This is a genomic window from bacterium, from assembly GCA_026708055.1.
GTDB lineage: Bacteria > Actinomycetota > Acidimicrobiia > Acidimicrobiales > CATQHL01 > VXNF01.
This window is the reverse complement of sequence record JAPOVS010000019.1, coordinates 191,771-216,849: the sequence shown is the minus strand read 5'-3', so window position 1 is coordinate 216,849 and position 25,079 is coordinate 191,771. Positions and strand designations below refer to the sequence as shown.

Genomic DNA, 25,079 nt, shown 5'->3' with positions numbered 1-25,079 from the left:
GTTGGGTGGCAGCCGCCTATCCGCTAACGCGCTAGTCGTCGTCGATGATGGTGCCGGTGGCGGTTCCTCGGGCGATGGTGGCGCCGACGGGGCCGGACAGGACCACTTTCAGGGTCTCGTCGGCCTCGCGCCTGCGGTCGCCGGAGATGAGCACGATGATGGTCTTGCGGGTCCGGCCGGGCTCGAAGGTGAGGGTCCTGCCGCGGACCTCGGCGAAGTCGACATAGCTGTCGGCGGTGCCCTCCTCGGTGGCCCATGTGACCGTGACCGGCTCGGGGGACGCCTCGCTGAGGGTGACCCGGAACTCCAGGAGCCCTCCGAGGTAGAACACGTCGCCTTCGACGTCGCGGGCGTCGTCGATGGTGACCGTGGGCAGGTCGGTGTCCGGCGGCGGCGGGGCGTCGTCGTTGGCGATGGCGACCTCGACGGGTCCGCCGCTGGCGGCGACGCCGCCGTTGAGGCCCTGGCCGGTGGGGGCGCGCCGCCCGGCGCCGAAGGCGATGCGCACGGTGCGCTCGGCGGTGTCGTCGTTGGGCAGCGCCGTCAGCACGAGCGTCGCCGTCCGGGCGCCCGCGGCGAACGCCACCGCGGGGTTCTGGGCGCTGTGGGGCGCACCCGTGAGCAGCGTCACGTGCCCGTTGAGGCCCTGGCCCTGCTTGAGGGCGAGCGTGTAGTGGCCGCCGGCGGCGGCGCCGGTCACCGACAGCGGCGCCGTGAGGGACTCGCCGGCGGCGAGGGCGCGGCCGAGGGCGAGGGTGACCTCGCGGGCGCCGCCGTCCTCGGCCACACTGCCGCCGGCGGCGCCGGCGAGGGCCACGGTCGTGGCGTCGTCGTCGGCCACCGACACCGAGGCGGTCGCCTTGGACGACGAGACCGCGTAGCCCTGCCCGGCTTCGACGGTGGCGGTGACCGACCCGTCGGCCTCATCGGCGCCGTCGCCGACGGTGGCGACGCTGACGCGGGCGACGCGCCCGGACATCGTCACGGTCCTGGTGCCCGCGGAGGCGCCGAAGTCGCCGCTCTGGGTCACCGTCACCCGCACCGACAGCGGCGAGGCGGGCGCTCTGTCGGCGGTGAGGGTGAAGCGCGCCGTGCCGCCCTCGGTCACGCCGCCGCCGGCGGTGACGCTGACCACCGGCACCGGCGTCGGCGGCGGGTCGTCGTCGTCGGCCACGGTCACCGTCGCGGCGCCCTGGGACGACGACACGGTGTAGCCGCTGCCCGCCTTCACCGTGACGGTGACCGACCCGTCCGGCTCGTCGGCATCGTCGCCGACGGTGGCGACGCTGTAGGACTTGCTGCCGCTGGTGGGGACGACGACGGTCCTCGTCCCCGTCGAAGCCCCGAAGTCGCCGCTCTGGGTGACCGTCACCGTCACGGCCAACGCGGACGACGGCGCCGGGCTCGCCGAGACGGTGAACGAGGCGCTCTGGCCCTCGGTGACCCCGCCGCCGGCGGTCACGCCGACCTCGGGCACCTGCGGCGGCGGAGGCGTGGGGGTCTGCTGGTCGTCGTCGGAGACCGCGACCGTCGCCGCGCCCCCCGTCGATGACACGGTGTAGCCGCTGCCCGCGTTGACCGTCACCGTCACCGACCCGTCGGCCTCCTCGACGCCGTCGCCGGCCGTGGCCACCGTGAGGCTCACGCTGCCGCCCGTGGGGACCTCAACGGTCCGCGCGCCGACCGCGGCGCCGAACTCGCCGGCCTGAGTGACCGTCACCACCACCGTCAGCGCCGCCGACGGCGCCGGGCTCGCCGACACCGTGAACGACGCGGCGGCGCCCTCGGCGACGCCCGCCCCGGCGGTCACGCTGACCTCCGGCGCCGCCGCGGGCGGCGGCGGCGTGCCCGCCGACTCGCGGCACGCCTCGAGGCTGTCCAACTCGGCGTAGATGCTCTGCCACAGCGCGTTGGGGCCGGCGCCCTGCCAGTTCGGCGTCCGGCGGTCCGGGCGGGCCTTGAGGTCCGCGACCGTGTAGTCGTCGTCGCCGAGCATCGTGTCGTAGGCGCGGGTGAACGTCTCCACCAGATCCGGGCGCGCCCCGCCCCACGGATCGGCGGTCTTCGCCAGCACCTGCCCCAGCAGCGCCGCGTCGCCGGTGACACAACTCGGCGGCGGCGGGTCGTCGTCGTCGGCCACGGCCACCGTCGCCGCGGGCCGGGCCGGCGACACCGTGTAGCCGCCGCCCGCGTCCACCGTGAGCGTGACCGAGCCGTCGGGCTCGTCGGCGCTGTCGCCGGTCGTGGCCACGGCGTGGGACACGCTGCCGCCGACGGGGACCGTCACGGTCGCCGCGCCCGCCGCGGCGCCGAAGTCGCCGCTCCCGATGACCGTCACGCTGACAGTCAGCGCGGCCGTCGGCGCCGGGTCGGCAGTGACCGTGAAGCTGGCCGAGCCGCCCTCGGTCACGCCCGCCCCGCCGGTGACGCTCACCGTCGGCACAACCGCGGGCGCCGGGTCGTCGTCGTCCGCGACGGCCACCGACGCCGAGCCGTGGCCGGAGGACACGGTGTAGCCGTCGCCCGCGTTCACCGTGAGGGTCACCGATCCGTCGGCCTCGTCAACCTCGTCGCCTGCGGTGGCGACGGTGTACTGCGCCGAGCCGCCGGTAGGGATGCTCACCGACTTGACGCCGGTGGCCGCGCCGAAGTCGCCCGTCTGGCTGACCGTGACACTCACGCTCAGCGGGGCCGACGGCGCCGGGTCGGCAGTGACCGTGAAGGAGGCCGAGCCGCCCTCGGTGACGCCCGCTCCAGCGGCGACGCTGATCTCCGGCGTCCCCACCGGCGGGTCGTCGTCGTCGGCCACCGCCACCGACGCGGTGCCGTGACTCGACGACACGGTGTAGCCCTCGCCGGCGTTCACCGTGAGGGTCACCGATCCGTCGGCCTCGTCAACCTCGTCGCCTACCGTGGCGACGGTGTACTGCGCCGAGCCGCCGGTAGGGATGCTCACCGACTTGACGCCGGTGGCCGCGCCGAAGTCGCCCGTCTGGCTGACCGTGACACTCACGCTCAGCGGGGCCGACGGCGCCGGGTCGGCAGTGACCGTGAAGGAGGCCGAGCCGCCCTCGGTGACGCCCGCTCCAGCGGCGACGCTGACCTCTGGGAGCGGAGGCGGCGTTAGCTGCTGTTGCGCCGCCGCTGCCAGTTGCTTCACGATGTCCAGCACCTTCTGCCAGCGCTCCCGCGGCGCGCCCGCCTCCACGGACGCCGCGTGGGCCTCCAGCTCGGCGATGGTGAAGCCGCCGGGCTCGCCGCGCACCGACCTGAGGGCCTTCTCCCAGTTGGCCAGCGCGCCGGCGTTGCCGGTCACGTCGCGGTGCCGGACGATCATCTGCTGGATCAGCTGCTCCACTTCCGAGGTGTCCACTTGGGGCTGCTCGGGCGGCGGCGGCGCGTCGTTGTCCGCCACGGTCAGGGTCTCAGCGGACAACGGTCCCACGGTGTAGCCGCTGCCCGTCTCGATGGTCAGCGTCACCGCGCCGTCGGGTTCGTCCACTGCATCGTCGACGGTGGGGATGATGATGTCCTTGATGCCGCGGGGCGTGATGGTCACCTTCCGCCGTCCCAGCTCGCCGGCCGCCACGAAGTCTCCGGTCTGGCCGATGGTCACCGTCACGGTCAGGTCCGCGGCGGGGCGCGGATTGGCGGTCAGGCGGTACTCCACGGCACGGCCCTCGACGCCGGCGGTGAGGGTGGACGTGATGTTCACCTCCGGGTCGCCGGCCGGGGGCTCCGCCGACAGCGGCACTCCCTGAGTTCCATCACCGTCGTCGTCCAGCACGGGCAGGCGCAGGCTGCGCCCGCCGTCTCCCCCAGCGACCGTGAAGCCGCCGCTGCCGTACAGGCGGAGGATTTCCAGCTCCACCCAGCCGTCGTTCTCCTCTTTATCGTCGTTGACGGTGGGGATGGTGACGGTCGCCCTCCCGCTGGTGGGGATGACCACGTCGCGCCGGGTTAGGTAGCGGCGGTCCACGAAGTCGCCGCCGGCTTGGCTGGCCCACACCCAGACCACCAGCGGCTCGGCGGGCGCCGGGGTGGCCGTCAGGCTCCAGATCAGGCTGCCGCCCTCGAACACTCTGGCGGGCGGCCCCACCACGAACACCGGCGACATACCGTAGAGAGAGGCCTGGTCGTAGTCCGACCGGATCCCGGTGTTCAGCGGCCCGCCGCTCCGCCCGTCGCGGTGGGCGCCGTAGACGTTGTGGCCCGCGTAGCCCAGGTGGCGGAAATGCGGGGTGCAGTCGTTGTTGCTGCCGGTAAAGGGCGCGTTGCTGTCGGTGTGACTCGCGCCGTCCTCGTTGCGCTGGTCGGCCAGGTTGTCGTTCTTCCACCAGATCTGGGGGCTGTTGTCCGCGTCCTCCAGTTCCTGCTCCCGGTCGCAGAAGTCCTCGTAATCGTCGGCGACCAGCCTGCCGTCACCCTGGGCGTCCATCCAGAAAATGGGTATGCCGGGGCGCCAGTTGCCGCCGGAGCGCAGGTCCAGGTGAGTCCGGATGTCAACGCCAACACCTTGGCGTCTGGTGGAGCCCACCACCTTGAAGTCCGCGGCGTAGGGTTTGATGGCGTCCAGGCTGCCGCCGGTGATCTCGGACTGCACGTAACCGTCGTAGGTGGAGATGTTTCTGGTTCCGGTCGGACTCCACCGGCTAGTGGTGCGGAACAGCAGCCGGAACTTGTCGCCGGGTTCCAGATTGCCGGGGACCAGCGGCCAGTCGGCCGGCACGGTGTAGGAGCCGTCGGCGTTGCGCGACGGGGCGCCCGACACGGGGACCGGCGCAACGGCCGCCAGTTTCACCGTCGGCGCGGTGGCGGCGGGCTTAGCGAGTTCGCGCCGGACCGTGTAGGCGTTCATGTCGCTGCCGCAGTCGGGCCGGTCGGCGGGCGCGACGGACCCGTCCATCTCGGTAGACACGATGCAGGGGTGTCCGGTGTAGAGCCAGTCATGCCGGGCCGAGTTCGGCACCTCGATGTGGACGTAATCGATTTCGGCGAAATCGGCGGTCTCCGTGTCCACGGCGACGAGGAGTCTGTCAGCGGCATCCTTCTTGTGATCCCCCAATTCCCCAGTGACGATGCTCCCATCCGTCTTGTGGACATTGATCTTGATGCGGAACTCCACCGGCCGTTTCAGATGCACGAAAATATTGCCGCCATCGGTTTTCCGGTAGAAGTACACCTCCGCCGAGTCGTCGTCCCGGACCAATACGTCGATGGAACCCTTGCTGGAGCTGATGTCGACGCCCCGGGCGGCGCCGCTCTTCTTCAGGGTGAAGGTGATGGTCGCGTCGTCTTCCACGATGTTGTCGTCGACGGTTCCGAAGACGAGCTCGCCCGCGGTGGCGCCCGGCGCGAACTCGTAGATCACATGCTCCAGCTGCGCCATGTCCGCGCTTTCCGTGTCGTCGATGGTGAAGGGCTGGCGCAGGGTCGGATCGGGGTTGGCCTTGTGGGCCACGGTGGCGTACAGGTGGAAGCGGGCTTTGGCCGCCGGGTCCACCGCGATGTCCAGGACCCGGCGCGTGCCTTCGATCACGCTCTCCACCCGGCCCGAGGCCACGTCGGACAGGCTCGCCGTCACGTTCGGGGCTTCCGGCGGGGTGTCGTTGTCGCTGATCAGAACGGCATGACTTTCTGCACCGCCCGTGGTCACCGTGACGCCGGCATGGTCGGACTGCAGCTTGATCCTGATTAGCTCGGATTGCTCCGGCGCGTCGTCGTCCTTGATGCTCAACGGCATCCGGACGGATTCCGCCCCGCTGGCCACCTCGATGCTCCGACTGCAGTTGCCGCCGGCGCGGGTCCAGATGGTGTAGTCGTAGCCGCAGACCGCCGTGCTACCCGGCGTCGTGTAATGGAGGGTGAAGGCGGGGCTCGCTCGGGAGAAGCTGACCGTCAGGTCGTGATCCCCCGCGCTCTCAGACACAAGCGTGGTGGAGGTGACGAAGCCTACCGTAATGCCTTCCCGGATGGTGACCGTGGCCCGCTTCGGGCTGCCCACTGTGACTCCGGCGGGCACTGTGCTCTCGTCAATCTCTATCGTGAAGGTTTCGCCGTCATCCTCCGTCTGGTCGTTGTTGATTCCTATGTTGAAAGCGCTCTCGGTCGTGCCGGGCGGGATGCCGACACTGAGCCGGGTGTTCGTGCTGGTTCCATAGTCCTGGCCGGCCGTGGCGGTGCCGGGGGTCACCACGACGGTGAAACTGGTCCATTCGGTGCGTGGCTTGGCCAGGCGCATCTCCGCGCCGAGAACGGTGCCCTCGAACGCTATGTATTCGCTGCGGGAAAAGCTGAGTTTCTGCTCGTCGTTCCGGATGGTGTAGGTGCCAGAAGACTGGCCGGCCACGACGCCGACTGCGGCCGTCCCGCTGGTGATGGTGACGATGATCGTCTCGTCGGGCTCGAACTGCGCGTCGCCCCGCACCCGGAAGAACAGGGCGCGGCTGCTCTCGTTGCGACGTATTGCGTGGTTGGCGCACTTGTTGGTAACGCCCAACGGAGCACCGCGGTCGTTGACGACCGTGAAGTCCTCGCCGGCGCCGTACGTCGCGGTTCCGCCGAAGCAGATAGTGTACGGGGGGGCAGTCGTCAGGGCGGTGGGGATGTTCACCGCGAAGGCGACGTCGGTGTGGCCCGAATCGCCCTCCGGCCCCTCGGCGGTGGGCAGGCTCAGCGAGAACATCGGTTCGTCGTTGGTGATGGTGTAGGTGGCGGTGGAATGGCCGGGGACGACGGCGACGCCCGGGGTGTGGGGGACAATGGTGACGATGATGGTCTCGTCCTGCTCGGGAGTGGTGTCGCCGGAGACGCGGAGATTGATGAGGACATCGCCGTTGCCGGAGAACCGGAAGGGCGTGGCGCAGCCGTTCCCGCCGACACCCAGCTCGCCCCCGCCCGCAGTGAAGACCCGGAAGTCCCCGCCGCTGCCGTGGGCTGCCGTCCCGGAGAAGCACAGCCGCGCCCACTTGGTCCCCGAGGCGGCCCCGGAGAGGGTCGCCGTCACGCCGACCTCGGCATAGCTTGAATCGCCCTCGACGCCCTCGGCTTGCGCCAGTTTCACCGAGAAGGCGGGTTCGTCGGCGCGGATGGTGTAGGTCAAAGTGTCCCGGCCGGGCTGGACGCTGACGCCTGCGGTGCTGCTGGAAACGGTGAAGACCACGGTCTCGTCGAATTCGATGTCCGCGTCGCCGTTGACCCGGAGTCGGAGCGTGTAGCTCGTGTCGCCGAAGCGGACGCCGCCGCTGAGGCATCCGTCGTCATCGAGAATCGCCGCAAAGGAGCGTCGCCAGACCTGGTAGTCGGCGCCGGCGCCGTACGTCGCGGTTCCGGCGAGACAGAGCCGGTACTCGGCGGTGTACTCCAAGGTTCTGTTGAGGCCCACGGTCAGGTCGACGTCGGTATGGCCCGAACTGCCCTCGGCTCCCTCGGTTCGCGCCAGGGTGATGGAGAATCCGATGTCGTCGTCTTGGACGGTGTAGGTGGCCGTGGACCGGTCGGGGTGAACGCCGACGCCGGCGGTGGTGGTGGAAACGGCGACGATCACCGTCTCGTCGTCTTCCACGTCCGCGTCGCCCCGGATGCGGAGTTTGAGGAAAGTGCCCGCCGAGCCGGGGGGCACGGTGAAGGCGGAACTGCACCCGTCGCCGTCGAGAGTCCAGGGACTGTCGGCCAGGTCGGTGACCTGGTAGTCCGCGCTGGCGCCGTGGGTGGCCGTTCCGGTGAAACAGAGCTTCAGGGAAACGGCCGCGGTGTGGACGGGAGCGATGCTCACCTGCACGCCCACGTCGGTGTAGCCCGTGCCGCCTTCTTGCCCCTCGGTGGCCGTCAGGCTCAGCGCGACGCCGACGTCGTCGTTGCGGATGGTGTAGGTGGCCGTGGCCGGGTCGACGGCGATTTCGACGGTGGTGGTGAGCAGGGAGACCGTCACCGTCTCGTCGTCTTCAACGTCCGTGTCGCCCCGGATGCGGAGCTTGAGGGAAGCGCCCGCCGCGCCCGGGGGCAGGGTGAAGGCGGAACTGCACCCGTCGCCGTCGAGAGTCCAGGGATTGTTGACGAGGCCGGTGACCTGGTAGTCCGCGCTGGCGCCGCGGGTGGCCGTTCCGATGAAACAGATTTCCAGGCTGATGGCCTGCGTGTGGGTGGGATCCACGTCCACGTCCACCCTGACGTCGGTATAGCCCGTGGCGCCCTCCGGCCCCTCGGCGGACGCCAGGTTCAGCGAGACCACGGGCGTTCTCTGGATGTTGACCCTGGCGAAGCCCGGCCCGAGGGCGCGGGCGCCGGCGCGCACCCCGGCCGGCTGGTCGCCCAGCATGACATAGATGTGGTGGTCGTCCTCGATGTCGGCGTCGTCCACGATGGGCAGGGTGGCCGTGGCCGTGGTCTGGCCGGCGGGGATGGAGACGGTGGCGATGCCGCCCGCGACGCTGACCCCGGTTCCGGTGGGCGCGCCCACTTCCTGGCCGCTGCGGGCGACCACGAACTGCACCGCCGTGTCCTCGCTGCGGCCGGCGCTCAGGGTGAAGGTGAGGGTGACGCTGGCGCCCTCCCGCGCCGTGGTCGGCGACGCCGACACGCGGACCCTCGGCCCGGTGGTGTCGCCGTCGTTGACTGCCAGCAGCAGCCGGTTGTCGGCGCCCGTGTCCGCCGTGACCGCCGTCGTGCCGCCCTTGACCGAGTCCAGCTGGATGAAGAAGCCGGCGGCGCCCTGCTGGTCGCCCGCAACCAGGTGGTCGCGGGCGATCACGTTGACGGTCACGGTCTGGGGCGCGGCGTCGCCGTTCATGGTGAGCCGCCCGGCGGCGGCGTCCAGGGTCACCCCGGCGGGCGCGCCGGCCAGGGCGTAGTCCCATTTCTTGCCGATGTGGTCCTGGCTGAGCTGGACAGTCAGGGACTCGCCGGCGCTCAAGGCCCGGCTCAGCCGCATGTCCACGGCCGCCGGGTCCGTACTGAGACCCTCGGTCATGACCGAGTCCCTGGGTTCGAAGAAGACGTGGACAGGCTCGGCCGGCGTGACAATGAACACCGGAGACAGGGCGAACATGGTGTGGCGGTCAGCCGGGGGGCCGGCGGCGTGGCTCAGCGGGCCGGCGCTGGCGCCCTGCCGCACCGAGGCGGCGTGGCCCAGGTGGTTGGCGTGTCCGGTGCAGTCGTTGTCGGAGCCCGTCCAGGGCCCGTCGATGAGTGCGGCTTTGCCGGCCTCGTCGCGGGCGTCCCGCTGTCCGGCGCTGTCCCAGCTGCCGTCGCAGAGGTCGGCGTAGCTGTCGGCCGCCTTGTTGCCGTTCACCCAGTAGATGGGGATGCTGGCGTCCTTGTCGGTCCAAGCGCCGCCCGACCACATGTCCAGGTGCTCGCGAGCGTCCACCGCGGCGGTGCTGCCGACGGCCTTCCAGCCCTGCCGGTAGGCCGGGTCGCGGCCGTGGCCGGTGGCGGCCAGGGCGGTGCGGATGAAGTCGTCGTAGTCGGCGATGTCCGCGGCGCCGGCCTGGGTGCGGGTGGACGTCTTGAACAGCAGGCGGAACTTGCTCTTGACGTCCAAGCCCGCCGGCTTGAGCTCCCAGTCGGCGCGGACCGGCCGGGTGCCGTCGGGATTGAGGCCGCTGTCGTCGTCGGTGATGGTGTAGGTGACCGTGCCCCGGCCGGTTCGGACGCCCACACCGGCCGAGCGGCTCTCGATGGCAGCGACCACCGTCTCGTCCCGTTCGAACACCGCGTCGCCCAGGACCCGGATCCTGAAACCGAGATCCCCGGCGCGACCGTACCCGATGGTGGGGCCGCAGCCGTCGCCGCCGAGCGTCATCTCCTGCCCGTCCCACGAGATGACGATGTAGTCCCCGCCGGCGCCGTGGGTCGCCGTCCCGGAGAAACAGAGCCGGAAGTGATGGTGCGCCAGCTTCGCGACCGAGAGGTTCGTCACCAGGCTGACGTCGGTATGGCCCGTATTGCCCTCGGCCCCCGCGGTCCTGGGCAGCCGCACCGAGAGTTGCGGTTCGTCGTCGGTGATGGTGTAGGTGGCGGTGCCCCCGTCGGCGTCTGTGCCCACTCCGGGGGTCTCGCTGTGAACGCTGACGGTCACCGTCTCGTCGGCTTCGGGAACCGTGTCGCCGCTGATGCGGAGCTTGAGCCCGTGGTGCGTCACGCCGGCATTCAGGTTGAAGGCGCCGCTGCACCCCTGGGCGTTGATCGTCCAGTAATTGTCGTTGTAGTCGGAGACCCGGTAGTCGCCGCCGGCGCCCAGCGTTGCCGTGCCGGAGAAGCAGATGTTCACACTGGTGGCCTCGGAGCGGGCGGAGGACAGGTCCACGTCCACGGCCACGTCGGTCAGGCCGGAGTCGCCCTCGGTGCCCGACGTCGGCAAGACGCGCACCGAGAGCATGGGTTCGTCGTCGCGGATGGTGTAGGTGGCCGAACCCCGTTCGGGGTCCACGCCGACGGCGGCATTGTCGCTGCGCGCGGTGACAGTCACCGTCTCGTGGGCCTCGCCGGCGTTGTCGCCGCTGATCCGGAGCTTGAAGGACCGGCCCGTTGTTCCGGCGGGCAGGGAGAACGCGCCGCTGCAGCCGTCCGCGCCGATGGTCACGGGAGGGCTGCGGGCATCCACGAACTGGTAGTCCCCGCCGGCACCCCGGGCGGCCGTGCCGGTCAGGCAGAGTTTTATGCCGGCCGCGGGCGCCGCCAGGGGCGGCGAAAGGTTCAGGTGCACGCTGACGTCGGTATGACCCGTATCGCCCTCGTCGCCCGCGCTCTGCCCCAGGGTCACCCGCAGCCGCGGCTCGTCGTCGCGGATGGTGTAGGTGGCCGAGCCCCGTTCGGGATCCACGCCGACGGCGGCGGTTTCGCTGTGCACAGTGACGGTCACCGTCTCGTCGGCTTCGGGGACGGTATCGCCGGCAATGCGGAGCTTCAGCGAGTGCTCCACTGCTTCGGCCGCCAGGGAAAAGGCGCCGGAGCACCCGCCGGCGTCGAAACTCCAGTCACGGTTGTGGTGGTCCGAGACCCGGTAGTCGCCGCTGCTGCCCTCCGTTGCCGTGCCGGACAGACAGAGCTTCACGCTGGTGGCCTCGGATCGGAAGGGCGACAACTTCACGTCCACGTTGACGTCGGTCAGGCCGCTGTGTCCCTCGTCTCCCTCGTCCGACGCAAGGTGTACCGAGAGCGTGGGTTCGTCGTTCCGGATGGTGTAGGTGGCGGTGCGCTTGTCGAGGTCGACGCCGGTGGCTTCGGTGAGGCTGTTGATCGTGACGGTCACCGTCTCGTCGGGTTCCGGCAGCGTGTCGCCGATAATGCGGAGCTTGAGCCGATGCCCTGTCCATGTGGCGGGCAGGCTGAAGGCTTCGCAATTGTCGGCTCCGAGCGTCCACAGACTGGTGTCGTTGGGAGGGTTGTAGTAGACCCAGTCCCCGTCGCTGCCGTGGGTCGCCGTTCCGGTGAAACAGAGATGTATCCAGGTGAGCTCGGTCAGGGGGGGAGATATTTCGATGTTCAAATCGATGTCGGTCCCGCCGGAGTCGCCCTCTGCGCCAGAGATCGACCCCAGGCTCACCCCGATTCTCGGTTCGTCGTCCTCGATGGTGTAGGTGACCGTCTCCTGATCGGGGTTGACGCCCAGACCGGCCGAGCGGCTCTCGATGACAGCGACCACCGTCTCGTCCCGTTCGGGCACCGTGTCGCCGAGGATCCGGATCTTGAAATGGAGATCCCCGGCGGCGCCGTACCCGATGGTGGGGCCGCAGCCGTCGGCGCCGACCCCCAACTCCCGCCCGTCCAACCCGATGACGATGTAGTCACCGCCGGAGCCGCGGGTCGCCGTGCCGGAGAAACAGATCCGGAAGTGATGGTGCTGCAGCTTCGTGACCGATAGGTTCGCAAACAGACTGACGTCGGTATGGCCCGTGTTGCCCTCGGCCGCCGCGGTCTCACCCAGCCGCACCGAGAGTTCCGGGTCGTCGTCGGTGATGGTGTAGGTGGCGGTGCGCCGGTCGGCGTCTGTGCGCACTCCGGGGGTATGGCTGTGGACCGTGACGATGATCGTCTCGTCGGGTTCGGCTACCAGGTCGCCCCTGATCCGGAACTTCAGAGAATTGCCCGATGACCCGCCGGCCAGGTTGTACCTTGCGCACCCCTCCGCGTCGATGCTCCAGGGATTGTTGCTGAGACTGGTGATCTGGTAGTCGCCGCTGCTGCCGCGGGTCGCCGTGCCGGAGAAGCAGAGCCTTATGCCCGTGCCGGCGGAGTGGGTGGGAGCTATGCCCACCTGCACCGTGACGTCGTTGAATGGCGAATCGCCCTCGGCGCCCTCGGTGGCGGACAGGCTCACCGAGAGTTCGGGCGTGTCGTCGTCCTCGATGGTGTAGGTGACCGTGGGCTCGGAGACGCTGACGCCGTTGCTGGCCGACACGACGGTCACGGTGATGGTCTCGTCGGACTCCTTCACCGCGTCGCCGACGACCCGCAGCCGCTGGACGACGACTCCCTCGGCCCGGTTGCCGATCCGACTCATATAGTGGGTGAGGCATCCGTTGACCACGCCGAATACATCATTGTCGTTGTGATAGTTGGTGAACTTGTAGTCGACGCCCAGGGTGGCGGCGCCGCCCAGGCAGATTCTGACGTCGGTCTGGCCGGGGTTCAGGTCGAGCGCCGTGATCCGCAGGTAAACGTCGTCCAGCCCCGCATTCCCCTCCGGCCCCGCGGTCCTTGCCTCCGTCCGGGCCGCATTCGTCAGGGCGAGGGTGACTCTCGGCCCGGTCTCCACCGCGGGCGCTTCGGTGACCAGCAGCACCGGCGACAGGCCGAAGATCTGGCGCTGCTCGTCGCGCAGGAAGTTCTTGTTCGGGCCGGGTTCGGTCAGCGGCCCGCCGACGCCGCCCACCCGGACGTGCTGCTTGGACAGCTGGAAGTTGCTGCCGGTGCAATCGGGTCGGGAGCCGGTCCAGGGGTTCTCGTTGGCGCCCTGGTTGCCGTTCTCGTCGGACGTGGGGACATGGCCGGTCGTGTCCCAGGAGGCGCTGCAGAATTCGGCGTAGTTGTCCGCCACCTTGGCCCCGCTGAGCCAGTAGACGGCGGTGTTGGCGTTCGGGTCCTCGGCGGTGTTGGTGTCGGTCCAGGCGCCGTCGGACCACATGCCCAGGTGGTCCCGGGCGTCGGTGGTGGGCGTGCTGCCCACGGCCTGCCAGGCCGTCACGAATTGTCTGTCCTTGAGAACCGGGTGGACGGCGTTGCGCAGGACCGTGTGGACGAATTCGTCGTATCTGGCGATTTCGTGGTGGGTGGCCGCCGTCCGCCACCAGGTTTTGATCAGCAGCCGGAACCGGTCGCCCGGCTCGAGGCCGCTGGGAGTCAGCCCCCAGTTCTCGGGCACGGGCCAGCTGCCGTCGGCGTTGGCCTCCCAGTCGTCGTTGACGATGGTGTAGATGTCGGTCGGCCGGGGGACCGTGGCCCCGTTGGTGGCCGATCCGATGGTCACGATGATGGTGTCGTCCCGGCGCTCGTTCTCCGTGTCGCCGATGATCCGCAGCTTGGTGACGTACTGATGGGGGCCGGTCCCGTGAGTGCCGCCGGAAGAGAAACTGATGTTGTGGCACCCGTTCGAGTCGAGGATATGCGGGTCGCCGGCTGTGTCGGTGTACTCGTAGTCGTCGCCCAGCGCGGCGGTGCCGCTCAGACAGACTTGGAAGCTGGTCGAGCCATCGTTCGGGTTGGTCAGCGTGAAGGTCACCGTCACGTCGGTGTGGCCCGCGTCGCCCTCCGGCCCCAAGAAGGACGAGTAGGCGGCCGTAATGGTCGGCGTGGTCTGCGCGGCGGCCGGCGCCGGCGCCGCCAGCAGCAGAGCGCCCAGCAACCCCGCCACCGAGACGAGCGGCAGCAACCTCCGCCAGCCGCCCGCCGGGCCGCACCGGGAGACGCCCATCATCGGCGGCCGCCTAGTGGCTCCGGGCCGCCTCGAGCCGGCAGCCGCCCGCCGGGCCGCACCGGGAGGCGCCCATCAGGCTAACCGCCGGGCTGGACACCCCCAGTATCCCGCCGCCCCCGCGGCGGCGGCCGATCGGGCCAGCAGAGAATCTCCGGGGGGGGGGGGGGAGAACGAGATGCGCTGCTCACGACAGATGCGACCCCCGAGCGCACCATCGGCCGCGACGCCATCCGCTGGGGGGAGAACGAGAAGCGCTGCTCACGACAGATGCGACCTCCACTCCGGATGCGGGCTCGTCCCCGGACTGTACACCGCGCTCAGACCCCAGCGCGGGCCGTCGACGCCGAAGCCTCGGCGCCCCTCGACGACGGGTCGGTGCAGGCCACTGGAAGACTGTTGAGCAATGCTCCCGACGCCCTGACACGTCATTCCGGCGAAGGCCGGAACCCAGGATCCACGCCGCCCGACCGGCGCTGCCCGCGGATCACGCAGCACACTCCTAGCGGAGATCGGCGTCGAAGCTCAGGAGTTCGCGGGCGTTCAGTTCGGCTATGCGGGCGGCCTCGCCGTCGGGCACGCCGGCGAGCATCTCGGAGAGTCTTTTGCGGGCGTTGGGCCACAGCGAGTCGGAGTGCGGGTAGTCCGACTCGAAGCAGATGTGGTCGATGCCGATGAACTCCCGCTCCCGCAGCCCGGCCTCGTCCTCGATGAAGCAGCCCCAGATGTGCTTGCGGAACAGTTCCGACGGGGGTGCCTCGGTGTTGATGCCGGTGTACCAGCGGTGGCGCTCCCAGACGAAGTCCATGCGCTGCAGCAGGTAGGGGATCCAGCCGATGCCGCCCTCGGCGAGACCGACCCGCAGGCCGGGAAACTTGTGGAAGAGCGGCGAGAACACCAGGTCGGCGGCGCACACCATCGAGTTGGTGCCCATCGTGGAGATCCACACCACGATCGGAGCGTCCGGCGCCGTCTCGGGCGGCTTGCCCGAGCTGCCGAAGTGCATGAACACCGGCAGCCCCGTGTCCTGGGCGGCGGCGAAGAACGGGTCCCAGTGGTCGGTGTGGAACGACGGCAGGCCGAGCGGCGTCGTCGCCTCGGGGAACGTGACGGCCTTGGCGCCCTTGGCCGCGCCGCGTTGCACCTCCGCCGCCGCCAGGGCGGGGTCCCACAGCGGCACGATGATCATCGGCACGAGGCGCTCGGGCTCGGTGCCCGCCCACTCGTCGATGATGAAGTCGTTGTAGGCCTGCACGCACAGCAGCGCCAGGTCCCGGTCCTCGCTCTCCAGGAACAGCGTGCCGCCGAAGCGGGGGAACGACGGGAAGCACAGCTGCGCCCACACCCCGTCGATGTCCATGTCCTTGACCCGCTCGGCGGGGTCGTAGCAGCCGGGCAGGATCTGGTCGAACCGGTAGGGCTCGAGGCCGAAGTCCTTCGGGTCCTTGTCGATGACCGCGTTCAGGGCGAACTGCGGGTACTCGCGCCCCTCGTAGAGCCAGAGCTCCTGGGACCCGGTAATGGCGTTGCCGTACTGGTCGGTGGTGTCGAGCTCCTTCTCGATGACGCGGGGGCCGGCCTCGCGGGCGTGCGCCGGCAGCCGGTCCTGGAAGACCCGCGGGTGCTCGATGACGTGGTCGTCGATCGAGATGATCTTCATGTGGTCCTGCAGTGGCATGCTCCCCCCTCCGGCGCCGGTGCCGTGCCCGGAGCGCGGCCCCCGGCTGACTCAGCAGGCCAGCGGGCCGCTCAGTCGAACGATAGCCCTTCCCCGGCGGCGTGGCGCGGCCAGGGCGCGGCCTCCTCGAACGCCGCCGCGGCCCGCAGCACCAGGGCGTCCTGACGCCAGCCGCCCACGATCTGCAGACCCACCGGCAGGCCGCCGGACATCCCGCACGGCACGCTCGCCGCCGGCAGCCCACAGATGTTGAACGGGTACGTGAACGGGGTCCAGCTGAGGTATTCCGTCGGCCTCCCGGCCACCTCGCCCGGATGGTCCGCGCCGGCCTCGAAGGCGGTCAGCGGCAGCGTCGGCGTCAGCAGCAGGTCGTAGCCGTCCATGAACTGCCGGACCGTCTCGGCGAAGGTGGCCTTGGCGGCATGGGCGACCGCCAGCTCCGGTCCCGTGATCCGCATGCCGCGCTCGACGATCTCCAGCCGGCCGGGATCGATGAGGTGGCGCACCTGCTCCAGGTCGTCCCGGTGGCGACCGGCGTTGCCGGCCGACCAGATCACATCGAGGAACGGGTACGGATCGTCCCAGCCACCCACGACCTCGCTGACCCGGCAGCCGAGCGACTCGAAGACGGTGGCCGCCGCCGCGGTCGACTCCCGGACCTCGGGTTCGACCGCCGCATACCCCAGGTCGGGGCTCCAGGCGATGCGCAGCTCCCCGAGCGGCCCGGTCAGCGCGGCGGCGTAGTCGGCGCCGGTGTCGGGGAGCGAGAACCGGTCCCTCGGGTCGGGTCCGGCCACGACGTCCAGCACGTCCGCCGCGTCGGCGACGGTGGTGGCGAGCACGCCGAGGTGCGACAGCGACTCGATGGGGCTGATCGGGAAGGCGGGGATGACGCCGTAGGACGGCTTGATCCCGAAGACCCCGCAGAAGGCCGCCGGGATCCGCACCGACCCGGCCCCGTCGCTCCCGATGGCCGCGGGACCGAGACCGGCCGCCACCGCCGCGGCGGCGCCCCCGCTGGAGCCCCCGGCGGTGCGGTCGAGCCGCCACGGGTTGCGGGCGGGCCCGTTGACCCTGTTGCCGGAGTCGCCCTTCCAGCCGAACTCGCTGGTGGTCGTCTTGCCCAGGAGCGGGGCTCGTGCAGCGCGCAGCCGCTCGGAGGTGGGCGTGTCGAACTCGGGAACCCAGTCCGCCAGCAGCAGCGACCCGATCGTCGTGCGCACACCGCGTGTGACGATCATGTCCTTGATCGAGATCGGCACACCGCAGAGCGCGCCACCGGGACCGCCGGCGCCGCCGTCACCATCGGCACCGCCGTCGCCGCGCAGTGCCCGCTCGGCGGCCGCAGCCGCCCGCCGCGCCTCGTCGGCGGTCACCGTCACGAACGCCGTGAGATCGCCGTTCAGCCGCTCGATCCTGCCCAGCACCGTCTCGGCCACCGCAACGGGACTCAGCGCCCCCGACTCGTAGCCCTCGCGGAGTTGGCGGGCCGTCAGTTGCGCGAGCTGTTCGTCGGGCATGACAAGCCGTCTAGCATCGGGGGCGGGCCGAGGCAACTGCGAAGCGCTCGGTGCGTGCCGGAGCCCACCGGCGAGGGGGGAGGCGAGGACATGACATCTGCAGTGGACCTGTTCGAGGCCGAGCTGCGTCTCTGCGGGGTGCACGAGGGCGAGACGGTGGCGGTGCTGTCCCAGACGGAGCGGCAGCGGGCCTACGCCCGCGACTTCCTGGCCGCGGCCCAGCGCCTGGGTGCGCACAGCTACGAGGTCGGGCTGCCGGCGGACAGCGAGGCGGGAGGTCTGGACTACGTCGGCGTGAACCCGCTGGCCGGCAACCAGGCCGCCATCGAGGCGTTGAAGCAGGCCGACCTCATGGTCGATCTGGTGTTCCTGCTGTTCTCGGTCGAGCAGCAGGAGATCCAGGAATCGGGCACCCGCATCCTGCTCTGCATCGAGTCGCTCGACGTGCTCAGCCGGCTGCTGCCGACGCCGGAACTGCGGGAGCGCGTGGAGTGCGCCGCCGAGATCTATGCCAGCGCCGAGGTGCTCCGCTTCACGAACGCCCACGGCAGCGACGTCACCTACCGGCTCGGCGCCTACCCGGTCATGACCGAGTACGGCTACACCGACGAGCCGGGCCGTTGGGACCACTGGCCGTCGGGGTTCCTGTTCAGCGGGGGCCGCGACGACGGGGTGGACGGCCGCGTGGTGATCGCCCCCGGCGACATCGTCTACCCGTTCAACCGCTACGTGCAGAGCCCGGTCGAGCTCACCGTCGAGTCGGGCCGGATCGTCGACATCAGGGGCGGCCTCGACGCCGACCTCATGGCCGACTACATGGCCGGCTTCGACGACGAGAAGGCCTACGGCATCAGCCACATCGGTTGGGGCCTCAACGAGCGCTGCCGCTGGTCGGCGCTCGCCACCGACCCCCAGAGCATCGGCATGGAGGGGCGCGCCTTCTACGGCAACGTGCTGTTCTCCACCGGCCCGAACCAGGAGCTGGGAGGCAGCAACGACACGGCCTGCCACTTCGACATCCCCATGCGCAACTGCACCCTCTACCTCGACGACGAGCCCATCGTGGTCGACGGCGACGTGGTCGTGGAGGAGATGCGCCCCCGCTCCAACTCCTAGCTGCACGCCGTCGGGGCGTCGGTTGGCGACGTTGTGGCCCTGCACGAATCGAAGCGGCCACGCAGGAGGCCATTTCGAGAGACACGCTGGTCACGATTGCTGCCAGCGACTCGTGGGGTTGCCGGTCGACCGGGCCCCGCCTCGGCTTCAGTTCGCCGCGCCGTGCCAGTCGTCGCGGCTGATACCGGCCTGGGACAGGACATCGGCGACGCGGCCGGCGCTGATGTCGCCGCGGTGCGGGTTGGGGATGCGGACCTTATGGGTGCCGCGGCTCATGTAGTCGTGTTTGCCGCCGCGGCGGGGGCCCTGCCAACCGAGCCGTCGGAACCGTGCGATCAGTTCAGTGCGGCTGACAGGCGTGAGCCGCCGGCTCATGCGTCGAGAACGAGGCGGATGCCCTCCATGTCGGGGATGTCCCGGTCGCCGTCATCGAGCTTGAGGGTCGCCCAGCCGATCAGCACGGCGTGTAGATCGCTCAGCGCTTCGTCGGGTGTTGCCCCGGCGCCCCACGCGCCGGGTAGACCGGTGACGGTGGCGATCAACTCGTCGGGGTCCTTGCTGCGCCGCAGGACGGCGTGTCGGACAGCGACGTCGGCCCAGAGAACAATGAGCTTGTGGCGCACGTCGGCCGCCGCTGGGGAGTCGGCTTGGGGTGCGCCGCCAGAGAAATGGGGCTCGATGTCCGCTAGCCGTGGCATGCGGGTGAGATCGACACCCGCGAGGCGGGGCGCAAACTCGGCCTCGAAGTCTTCCGCAAACTGACTCGCGACCCGCTCCGGTGTGGTCGTGGGCCGGAGGAAGCTCGCGTTGCTGGCGTCCCTGGCGTGGTCTCGTGTGCGGGTATCGGACATCAGCTTCCCCCATCCTCAGCGGCGGAGACCGCCATGACGTTCGTGGACTCGATGATGTACACGGGCTGACCCTTCTGGTCACGCACGCCTTCGAGTCGCAGGACACCGGTGACGACGAGCTTGAGACGCGCGACGGTGCCGTCGTCGAGCAGGTACTCGTTCCAGTGCTCGCCGCTGGAGCGGAAACCGACTTCGGTGGCGTCGTGGACACCGCCGTCAGGGCCCTGCACCTTGCGTTTGCGTTCCATGGGGCTGGTCCTTCCCGTTGGCGCCGGTGCGCCTGTGTAGCGAAGTGTAGGCATGTCGCCAGCGGACCGGCCAAGCGCGTCGGCGGCGGCCGGGGCGGCCCCGGGTGTATGGGCCCGCGGAGCGCCTGGCCCTGGTCAAGAAGATCACGACGCGCCCGCCCGAGGCGGGCCAGGGGGGCGGGCGCCAGCTCAAGGCCCGCATGTCCATGCCCGATGTCCATGCCCGAGGTCGCCCGGCCCCGCGGCGGCGCCGCCGACGAGGGGCACCCCGCCCAGCAGGAGTTCGAGTACCGCCGCCACGGCACCAAAGCGCTGTTCGCCGCGTTCGGCTGCGCCGCCGGCGCAGCCGCCGCCGCGCCCACAGACTCGATCCGCTCGGACAACTTCGTGCTCCTCTCCGACGACGACGGCCAGACGATCACAGCCATCGTGACCATCACCGACGTGGCCAAGTACCTCTACGAGAATGCCGACTGAGCAGATCGGCGTCCGGTCACTGTCGGCAGAAGCCGAGACCCGCTGCCCGAATAAGGCGCGAGGGACCGGTTTGCAGACCGCAGCAGTCCGGACGGGGTCAACATCGCATTTGAGGCGTGTCCAGACGCTGCGGGAGAACTTCATCCATTCCGACGAGTTCGAGTTGGCATAATACGTTTTGGCGGGCTTGAATCGTCTCGTGACCCGGCGGATTGCGCTCATTGGGTTCGGGGCGATCGGGCGGGTCGTCGCTGCCGAGGTCGATGTGGCGGCGGTCCTGGTGCGCGACCGTTACCTGGAATCGACGCGGCGGGCCCTGCTGGGGGTAGCTGTGGTGACTTCGGTCGAGGATCTCCGGGCGACCGCGCCCGACCTCGTGGTGGAGTGCGCGGGGCAGCCGGCGGTCCGGGAGTACGGGGAGGCGGTGCTGGCCTGCGGGACCGATCTGATGGTTGTCTCCACCGGCGCGTTCGGCGATCAGGACTTCCTGGACCGGATGTGCTCTGCGGCGCGCCGGGCCGGGCGGCTCATTCTGCTGCCCGCGGGCGCCACGGCCGGGCTCGACGGGCTGCTGGCGCTGCGCGAGGGCGGGCTCGACTCGGTCCGCTACACCTCCTCGAAGCCTCCGCACGCCTGGTCGGGCACGCCCGCGGAGCAGGCGTTCCGGCTCGACGCTCTGACGGAGCCGACCGTGATCGACTCCGGGCCAGCCCACGAGGCCGCCCGCCTCTACCCCAAGAACGCCAACCTGGCCGTGACGATCGCACTGGCGGGCCTGGGGCTGGAGCGAACGCAGGTTGACCTCGTGGCCGATCCCGCTCTCACCGGAAACGTCGGGCGGATCGAGGCGTCCGGCCGCCTGGGCACCCTCACCGTGGAGATGGCAGGCCGGGCCGCGCCCGACAACCCCAAGACCTCCCTGGTGACCGCCTACAGCATCGTCCACGCGCTCCGCTCGGGGCGCACTGTCATGGCTCTGCCTTAGAGGGTTCGTGGATAGGCTCTGAACAGGGGATTTGCTGTCCTACCACAGTGGTGCGATCGCGCCGCCGGAGCCTGGATTCCGGCCTTCGCCGGAATGACGGGAGTCACGGATTGGAATTCTCGGTCGGTAATGGCGCCTATCCGCTCATGCTCGTAGGCAGGTCGGCGGGCGATTCTGAGATTTAGTATAAAGTTCTGTAACTCACTGTTGCTTCACTCGCCGCGCGATGATAGCATCACGGCGGTGGGAACGTTCACCTATCCCATTCGACTGGCCGGTCTGGATACCCCAGAGGCCCGGGAGATCGAGGCGATGGTGGACACAGGCGCGTTCTACACCACCCTCCCCGAGCGTCTCTGCAATGAACTGGGCGTTGCCCGCGAGGGCAGCCAGAGCTTCCTGCTGGCCGACGGGCGCCGAGTCGAGTTCGACTACGGACAGGCCTGGGCAACCATCGGTGACAAGAGCGTCGTAACCATCGTGGTCTTCGGCACAGAGGAGGCCCCTGCCCTGTTGGGCGCCTACACCCTCGAGGGGTTCTGTTTGGCGGTGGATCCCGTCAACCAGTGCCTCGTGCCCATCACCCCGCTCATGTGCTGATCGCCTCGCGGCGGCACTTTTCCGGTCAGAGGCGCTCGTAGGTCCAGCCGACCGCCGCGGTCTCCGGCGCAAGGCATGGTGCAACAGGAGCGGTCGCGGCCTCCCCGGGGCTCGCCGCAGCGCAGCACGGGGCGGCCGGAACCACTAGCGTCACGCCCGCCCACTCGTCCTAGCGCAACCAGGAGGGGATGATGCGCACGAGACGATCCGTTCGAGGATTCCTTGCACCGCTGTTGGTGCTCGCCCTGATCGTCGCCGCTTGCGGCAGCGACGACGGTGAGGCCGAACCCGCCGCCCCGGCGCCCGCACCCGAGGCGCCCGCGCCGGCTCCGGCCGAGCCCGCCGCGCCGGCACCGGCCGAGGATCCCGCACCGGCACCGGAGCCTCCGCCGGCCGCGCCCGCCGAGGAGAAGACCCTCGTCGTGGCTGCGGTGGACACCGCACCGACGCTCGACACCGAGTTCTTCGCCGGCACGCCCCAGTCGTGGGAGATGACCGACAACATCTACGACACGAAGTTCTGGTACGCCGACGACGGCACCGAGCGGGACTTCAACCAGTTCCTGCCGCGGCAGTTCGCCAGTGCCGAGGTCAGCGCGGACGGCACCGAGTGGACGTTCGTCATGCGCGACGACCTGGTCGACGAGAACGGCGACCGGGCCACGACCGAGGACTTCATGTACAGCATCGATCGAGCCTTCGGCGTGCAGGCCGTGAACCAGTTCCTGCTGCTGCTGATGAACGTCACGTCGGCCGACCAGTTCGAGGCCGTCGACGACTTCACCGTGAAGATGACCCTCGCCGACTTCAGCCCGCTGGTGCAGCCGATCTTCACCCTGTCGTTCATCCCGATCCTGAACAAGGACATCGTGGAGGCCAACGCCACCGACGACGACCCCTGGGCGCTCGGCTGGCTGGCCACCAACGCGGCCGGCTTCGGGCCCTACTACATCGAGGAGAACACGGCCGGCCAGCAGACCGTGCTGCGCGCCAACCCCAACTACTGGGCCGGCAAGCCCGACATCGACCGGATCATCTACCGGGCCGTGCCCGAGTCGTCGAACCGGGTGAGCGCCCTGCTCAGCGGCGCCGTGGACATGGCGCTGGCCCTGTCGGGCACCGAGCTGTCCAGCATCGCCGGCAACGACAACGTGGAGCTCTCGGCGTTCGAGGGCAACAACATCACCACGATCATCGCCAACAACGCGGTGCCGCCGTTCGACGACCCGCTGGTCCGCCAGGCCCTGGCCTACGCGGCGCCGTACGACGAGATCATCGCCATCTTCGACGGCTGGGCCTCGCCGATCCGCAGCTACATCCCGCCGATGTTCCCCGGCTACACCGACGAGCACTTCCCGTACGAGACCGACCTGGACAAGGCCAAGGCGCTCCTCGCCGAGTCGGGTGTGGCGACGCCGATCAGCGCCACGCTGACCTACGCCGACCACCGGCCCGAGAACGAGCGGGTCGCCGTGGCCGTCAAGTCGGCGTGGGAGGAGATCGGCGTCAACATCGACTTGAACAAGGTCACGTTCGGCACCTTCGCCGACATCTCCAACAGCCGGGACTTCGAGATGATCATGACCGCGGCCCTGCAGAGCCACGCCATCGACATCCTCTACGGCATGGAGATCTTCGCCGGCGCCGGCCTCTTCGGGTTCCTGAACTACGGCAACTACGCCAACGCCGAGGTGCACGCCCTGTTCGACGCGGGCCGTTTCGAGACCGACAACGCCGCCCGCCTCGACATCGCCCGGGAGATCCAGCGGATCATGGCCGATGATCCGCCGTGGATCGTGCTCGCCACGCCGCAGTACGTGGTCTCGCACCGTCCCGGCGTCGAGGGCATCCTCTGGCCGCCCGACGAGGGCCTGCGGTTCTGGGAAATGAGGCTCACCGAGTGAGCGGGGCTGGGGTGACCGCAGCGCCCCGGGAGGACATCGACCCGATCCTGGCGGTCGTCCTCGGCAAGAAGATCGAGGCGATCGCCAAGGAGATGTCGCTCGTGCTCGAGCGCACCGCCCGCTCGCCCCTGTTCCAGGTGAAGGACTTCTGCACGGCCGTCCTGGACGAGCGGGCCAGGATCCTCAGCCAGGAGGAGGGGCTGCCGCAGATGGCCTACGCCATCGTGCACTCGCTGGAGCACCTCATCGAGTTCTTCGGCGACGACATCGGCCCCGGCGACATCTTCATCCAGAACGACCCCTACTACGGGGGCAACCACGCGCCCGACACGTGCATCTTCATGCCGGTGTTCGTCGACGGGGAGATCCATTTCTGGGGTGCCGCCAAGGGCCACCTCGCCGACCTGGGCAGCGCGGTCATGGGCGGCTACAACCCTCAGGCCACCGACATCTGGCAGGAGAACTTCCGCATCCCGCCGCTGCGGCTGTACGACCGCGGCGCCCTCCGGAGCGACGTGTGGAACCTGCTGGCGGCCAACACGCGGCTGCCCCACTTCGTGCTGGGCGACATCCAGGCCTCCATCGGGGCGTGCCGCACGGGCGGGCTGCGGCTGGAGGCCCTGGCCGAGGAGCAGGGCGTCGGCACGCTCAAGGACCACCTCGACTTCCTGCTCGACGCCACCGAGCGGCGCATGCGCTCGGAGCTGGCGCAGATCCCCGACGGGACGTACCGCAGCGAGGTCGTCTACCGCTGCGACGACGGCAGCGAGTCGATCGACGTGACCGCCAAGCTGGCGGTCACCACAGACGGCGGCCACATCAGCGTCGACTACGCCGGCAGCTCGCCGCAGACGCCCTACTACTACAACTGCGCCTACGGCACCACGTTCGCCGCGGTCGTGGCGGTCGTGCTGATGCTGGTGGACCCCGACCTGCCCCACAACGACGGGGTGCTGCGCTGCATCGACGTGATCGTGCCCGAGGGCAGCTTCCTGAACTGCACGTTCCCCTCGCCCTGCGTCCAGGGGAACTTCACGTCCTCCGACGTGGCGGGGGACTCCATCTTCCTGGCCCTCTCGGAGGTGCTCCCCGACCGGGTCTGCGCCGGCTGGAGCCGCAACGAGTCCCACATGATCAAGGGCCTCGACCCGCGGACCGGCGAGCGCTTCTACGGCCCGCCGCTGCTGGCGAACAAGGGCGGCGCCGGGGCCACGTCGGAGAACGACGGCTGGAGCTTCATCGGCCTGATCGCCTGCGGCGGGGGCTACGCCGCCAACGACTACGAGATGTTCGAGATCCAGAACCCGGTGCGTATCGCCCACCACGAGTACTGGTGCGACTCGGCGGGGCCGGGCACCTACCGGGGCGGCCTGGGCATCCGCTTCCGCTACACCCTCGAGGCGCCCGAGACCGAGGTCACGACCTACGGCGAGGACTGGGCGCCCGCGTTCGGGCTGTTCGGCGGCGGGCAGTCGTCGCTGAACCAGTACCGGGTCCAGACCCCGGGCACCGAGATGCGGCGCCTGGCGCCCAACACCACCTCGCGCTTCGCCGCCGGCACCGTGCTCGAGGCCGACAACGCCGGCGGCGGCGGCTTCGGCCCGCCCCATCGCCGCGACGTCGAGACGGTCCGCGACGACGCCCGCAACGGCTTCGTGTCGCTGGAGACCGCAGCGGAGGTCTTCGGCGTCGTCGTGGACCCGGAGTCGTTCGAGATCGATCACGACGCCACCGCCCGTCGACGGGAGGAACTCGAACACGCTTCGCCCTCCGGCTGAGCGGCCGTCG

Annotated in this window: 12 protein-coding genes; 6 read left to right on the top strand and 6 right to left on the bottom strand. The window is 70.0% G+C overall.

Annotated features, from left to right (window positions below; all coding sequences use genetic code 11):
- Positions 1 to 31 precede the first annotated feature (31 nt).
- The 3 genes from OXG55_02820 to OXG55_02810 all read right to left on the bottom strand — a co-directional run bounded on the left by OXG55_02820 (position 32) and on the right by OXG55_02810 (position 17,110).
- Positions 32 to 13,915, bottom strand: a complete 13,884-nt coding sequence (locus OXG55_02820; protein MCY4102190.1) for a hypothetical protein — start codon at positions 13,913 to 13,915, stop codon at positions 32 to 34.
- A gap of 499 nt (positions 13,916 to 14,414) precedes the next feature.
- Positions 14,415 to 15,590, bottom strand: a complete 1,176-nt coding sequence (locus tag OXG55_02815; protein ID MCY4102189.1) for an amidohydrolase family protein — start codon at positions 15,588 to 15,590, stop codon at positions 14,415 to 14,417.
- A gap of 71 nt (positions 15,591 to 15,661) precedes the next feature.
- Entirely contained in the window at positions 15,662 to 17,110 is a 1,449-nt protein-coding gene (locus tag OXG55_02810) for an amidase family protein (GenBank protein ID MCY4102188.1), read from the bottom strand.
- 90 nt (positions 17,111 to 17,200) lie between these two features.
- On the opposite strand from OXG55_02810, the gene OXG55_02805 reads away from it, so the two are divergent.
- On the top strand, positions 17,201 to 18,226 hold the full coding sequence (locus OXG55_02805; GenBank protein ID MCY4102187.1) for a leucyl aminopeptidase: 1,026 nt from the start codon (positions 17,201 to 17,203) through the stop codon (positions 18,224 to 18,226).
- A 147-nt stretch (positions 18,227 to 18,373) separates the two neighbouring features.
- Here OXG55_02805 and OXG55_02800 read toward each other — a convergent pair whose 3' ends face one another.
- The 3 genes from OXG55_02800 to OXG55_02790 are packed head-to-tail and all read right to left on the bottom strand — an operon-like array spanning position 18,374 to position 19,325.
- Positions 18,374 to 18,601: a type II toxin-antitoxin system HicA family toxin gene (locus tag OXG55_02800; GenBank protein MCY4102186.1), complete on the bottom strand. Its 228-nt coding sequence runs from the start codon at positions 18,599 to 18,601 to the stop codon at positions 18,374 to 18,376.
- Entirely contained in the window at positions 18,598 to 19,077 is a 480-nt protein-coding gene (locus tag OXG55_02795) for a hypothetical protein (protein ID MCY4102185.1), read from the bottom strand. Before OXG55_02795 ends, OXG55_02800 begins: the two co-directional genes overlap by 4 nt.
- Positions 19,077 to 19,325 carry a hypothetical protein gene (locus tag OXG55_02790; GenBank protein MCY4102184.1) on the bottom strand — a complete coding sequence of 83 codons (249 nt, stop codon included), beginning with the start codon at positions 19,323 to 19,325 and terminating at the stop codon, positions 19,077 to 19,079. The genes OXG55_02795 and OXG55_02790 overlap by 1 nt, the downstream gene beginning before the upstream one ends.
- Before the next feature lie 213 nt (positions 19,326 to 19,538).
- Between OXG55_02790 and OXG55_02785 the strand changes: the two genes are divergently transcribed.
- From OXG55_02785 to OXG55_02765, 5 genes are all read left to right on the top strand, one after another.
- Complete coding sequence (locus OXG55_02785) at positions 19,539 to 19,802, top strand: hypothetical protein (protein MCY4102183.1); 264 nt, start codon at positions 19,539 to 19,541, stop codon at positions 19,800 to 19,802.
- Between the two features lie 199 nt (positions 19,803 to 20,001).
- A complete protein-coding gene (locus OXG55_02780) occupies positions 20,002 to 20,787 on the top strand; it encodes an aspartate dehydrogenase (GenBank protein ID MCY4102182.1) in 786 nt (261 codons plus the stop codon).
- A gap of 243 nt (positions 20,788 to 21,030) precedes the next feature.
- Positions 21,031 to 21,387 carry an aspartyl protease family protein gene (locus OXG55_02775; GenBank protein ID MCY4102181.1) on the top strand — a complete coding sequence of 119 codons (357 nt, stop codon included), beginning with the start codon at positions 21,031 to 21,033 and terminating at the stop codon, positions 21,385 to 21,387.
- Positions 21,388 to 21,578: 191 nt separating this feature from the next.
- Positions 21,579 to 23,291, top strand: a complete 1,713-nt coding sequence (locus tag OXG55_02770) for an ABC transporter substrate-binding protein (GenBank protein ID MCY4102180.1) — start codon at positions 21,579 to 21,581, stop codon at positions 23,289 to 23,291.
- Positions 23,288 to 25,069, top strand: a complete 1,782-nt coding sequence (locus OXG55_02765; protein MCY4102179.1) for a hydantoinase B/oxoprolinase family protein — start codon at positions 23,288 to 23,290, stop codon at positions 25,067 to 25,069. Before OXG55_02770 ends, OXG55_02765 begins: the two co-directional genes overlap by 4 nt.
- Positions 25,070 to 25,079: the final 10 nt, after the last annotated feature.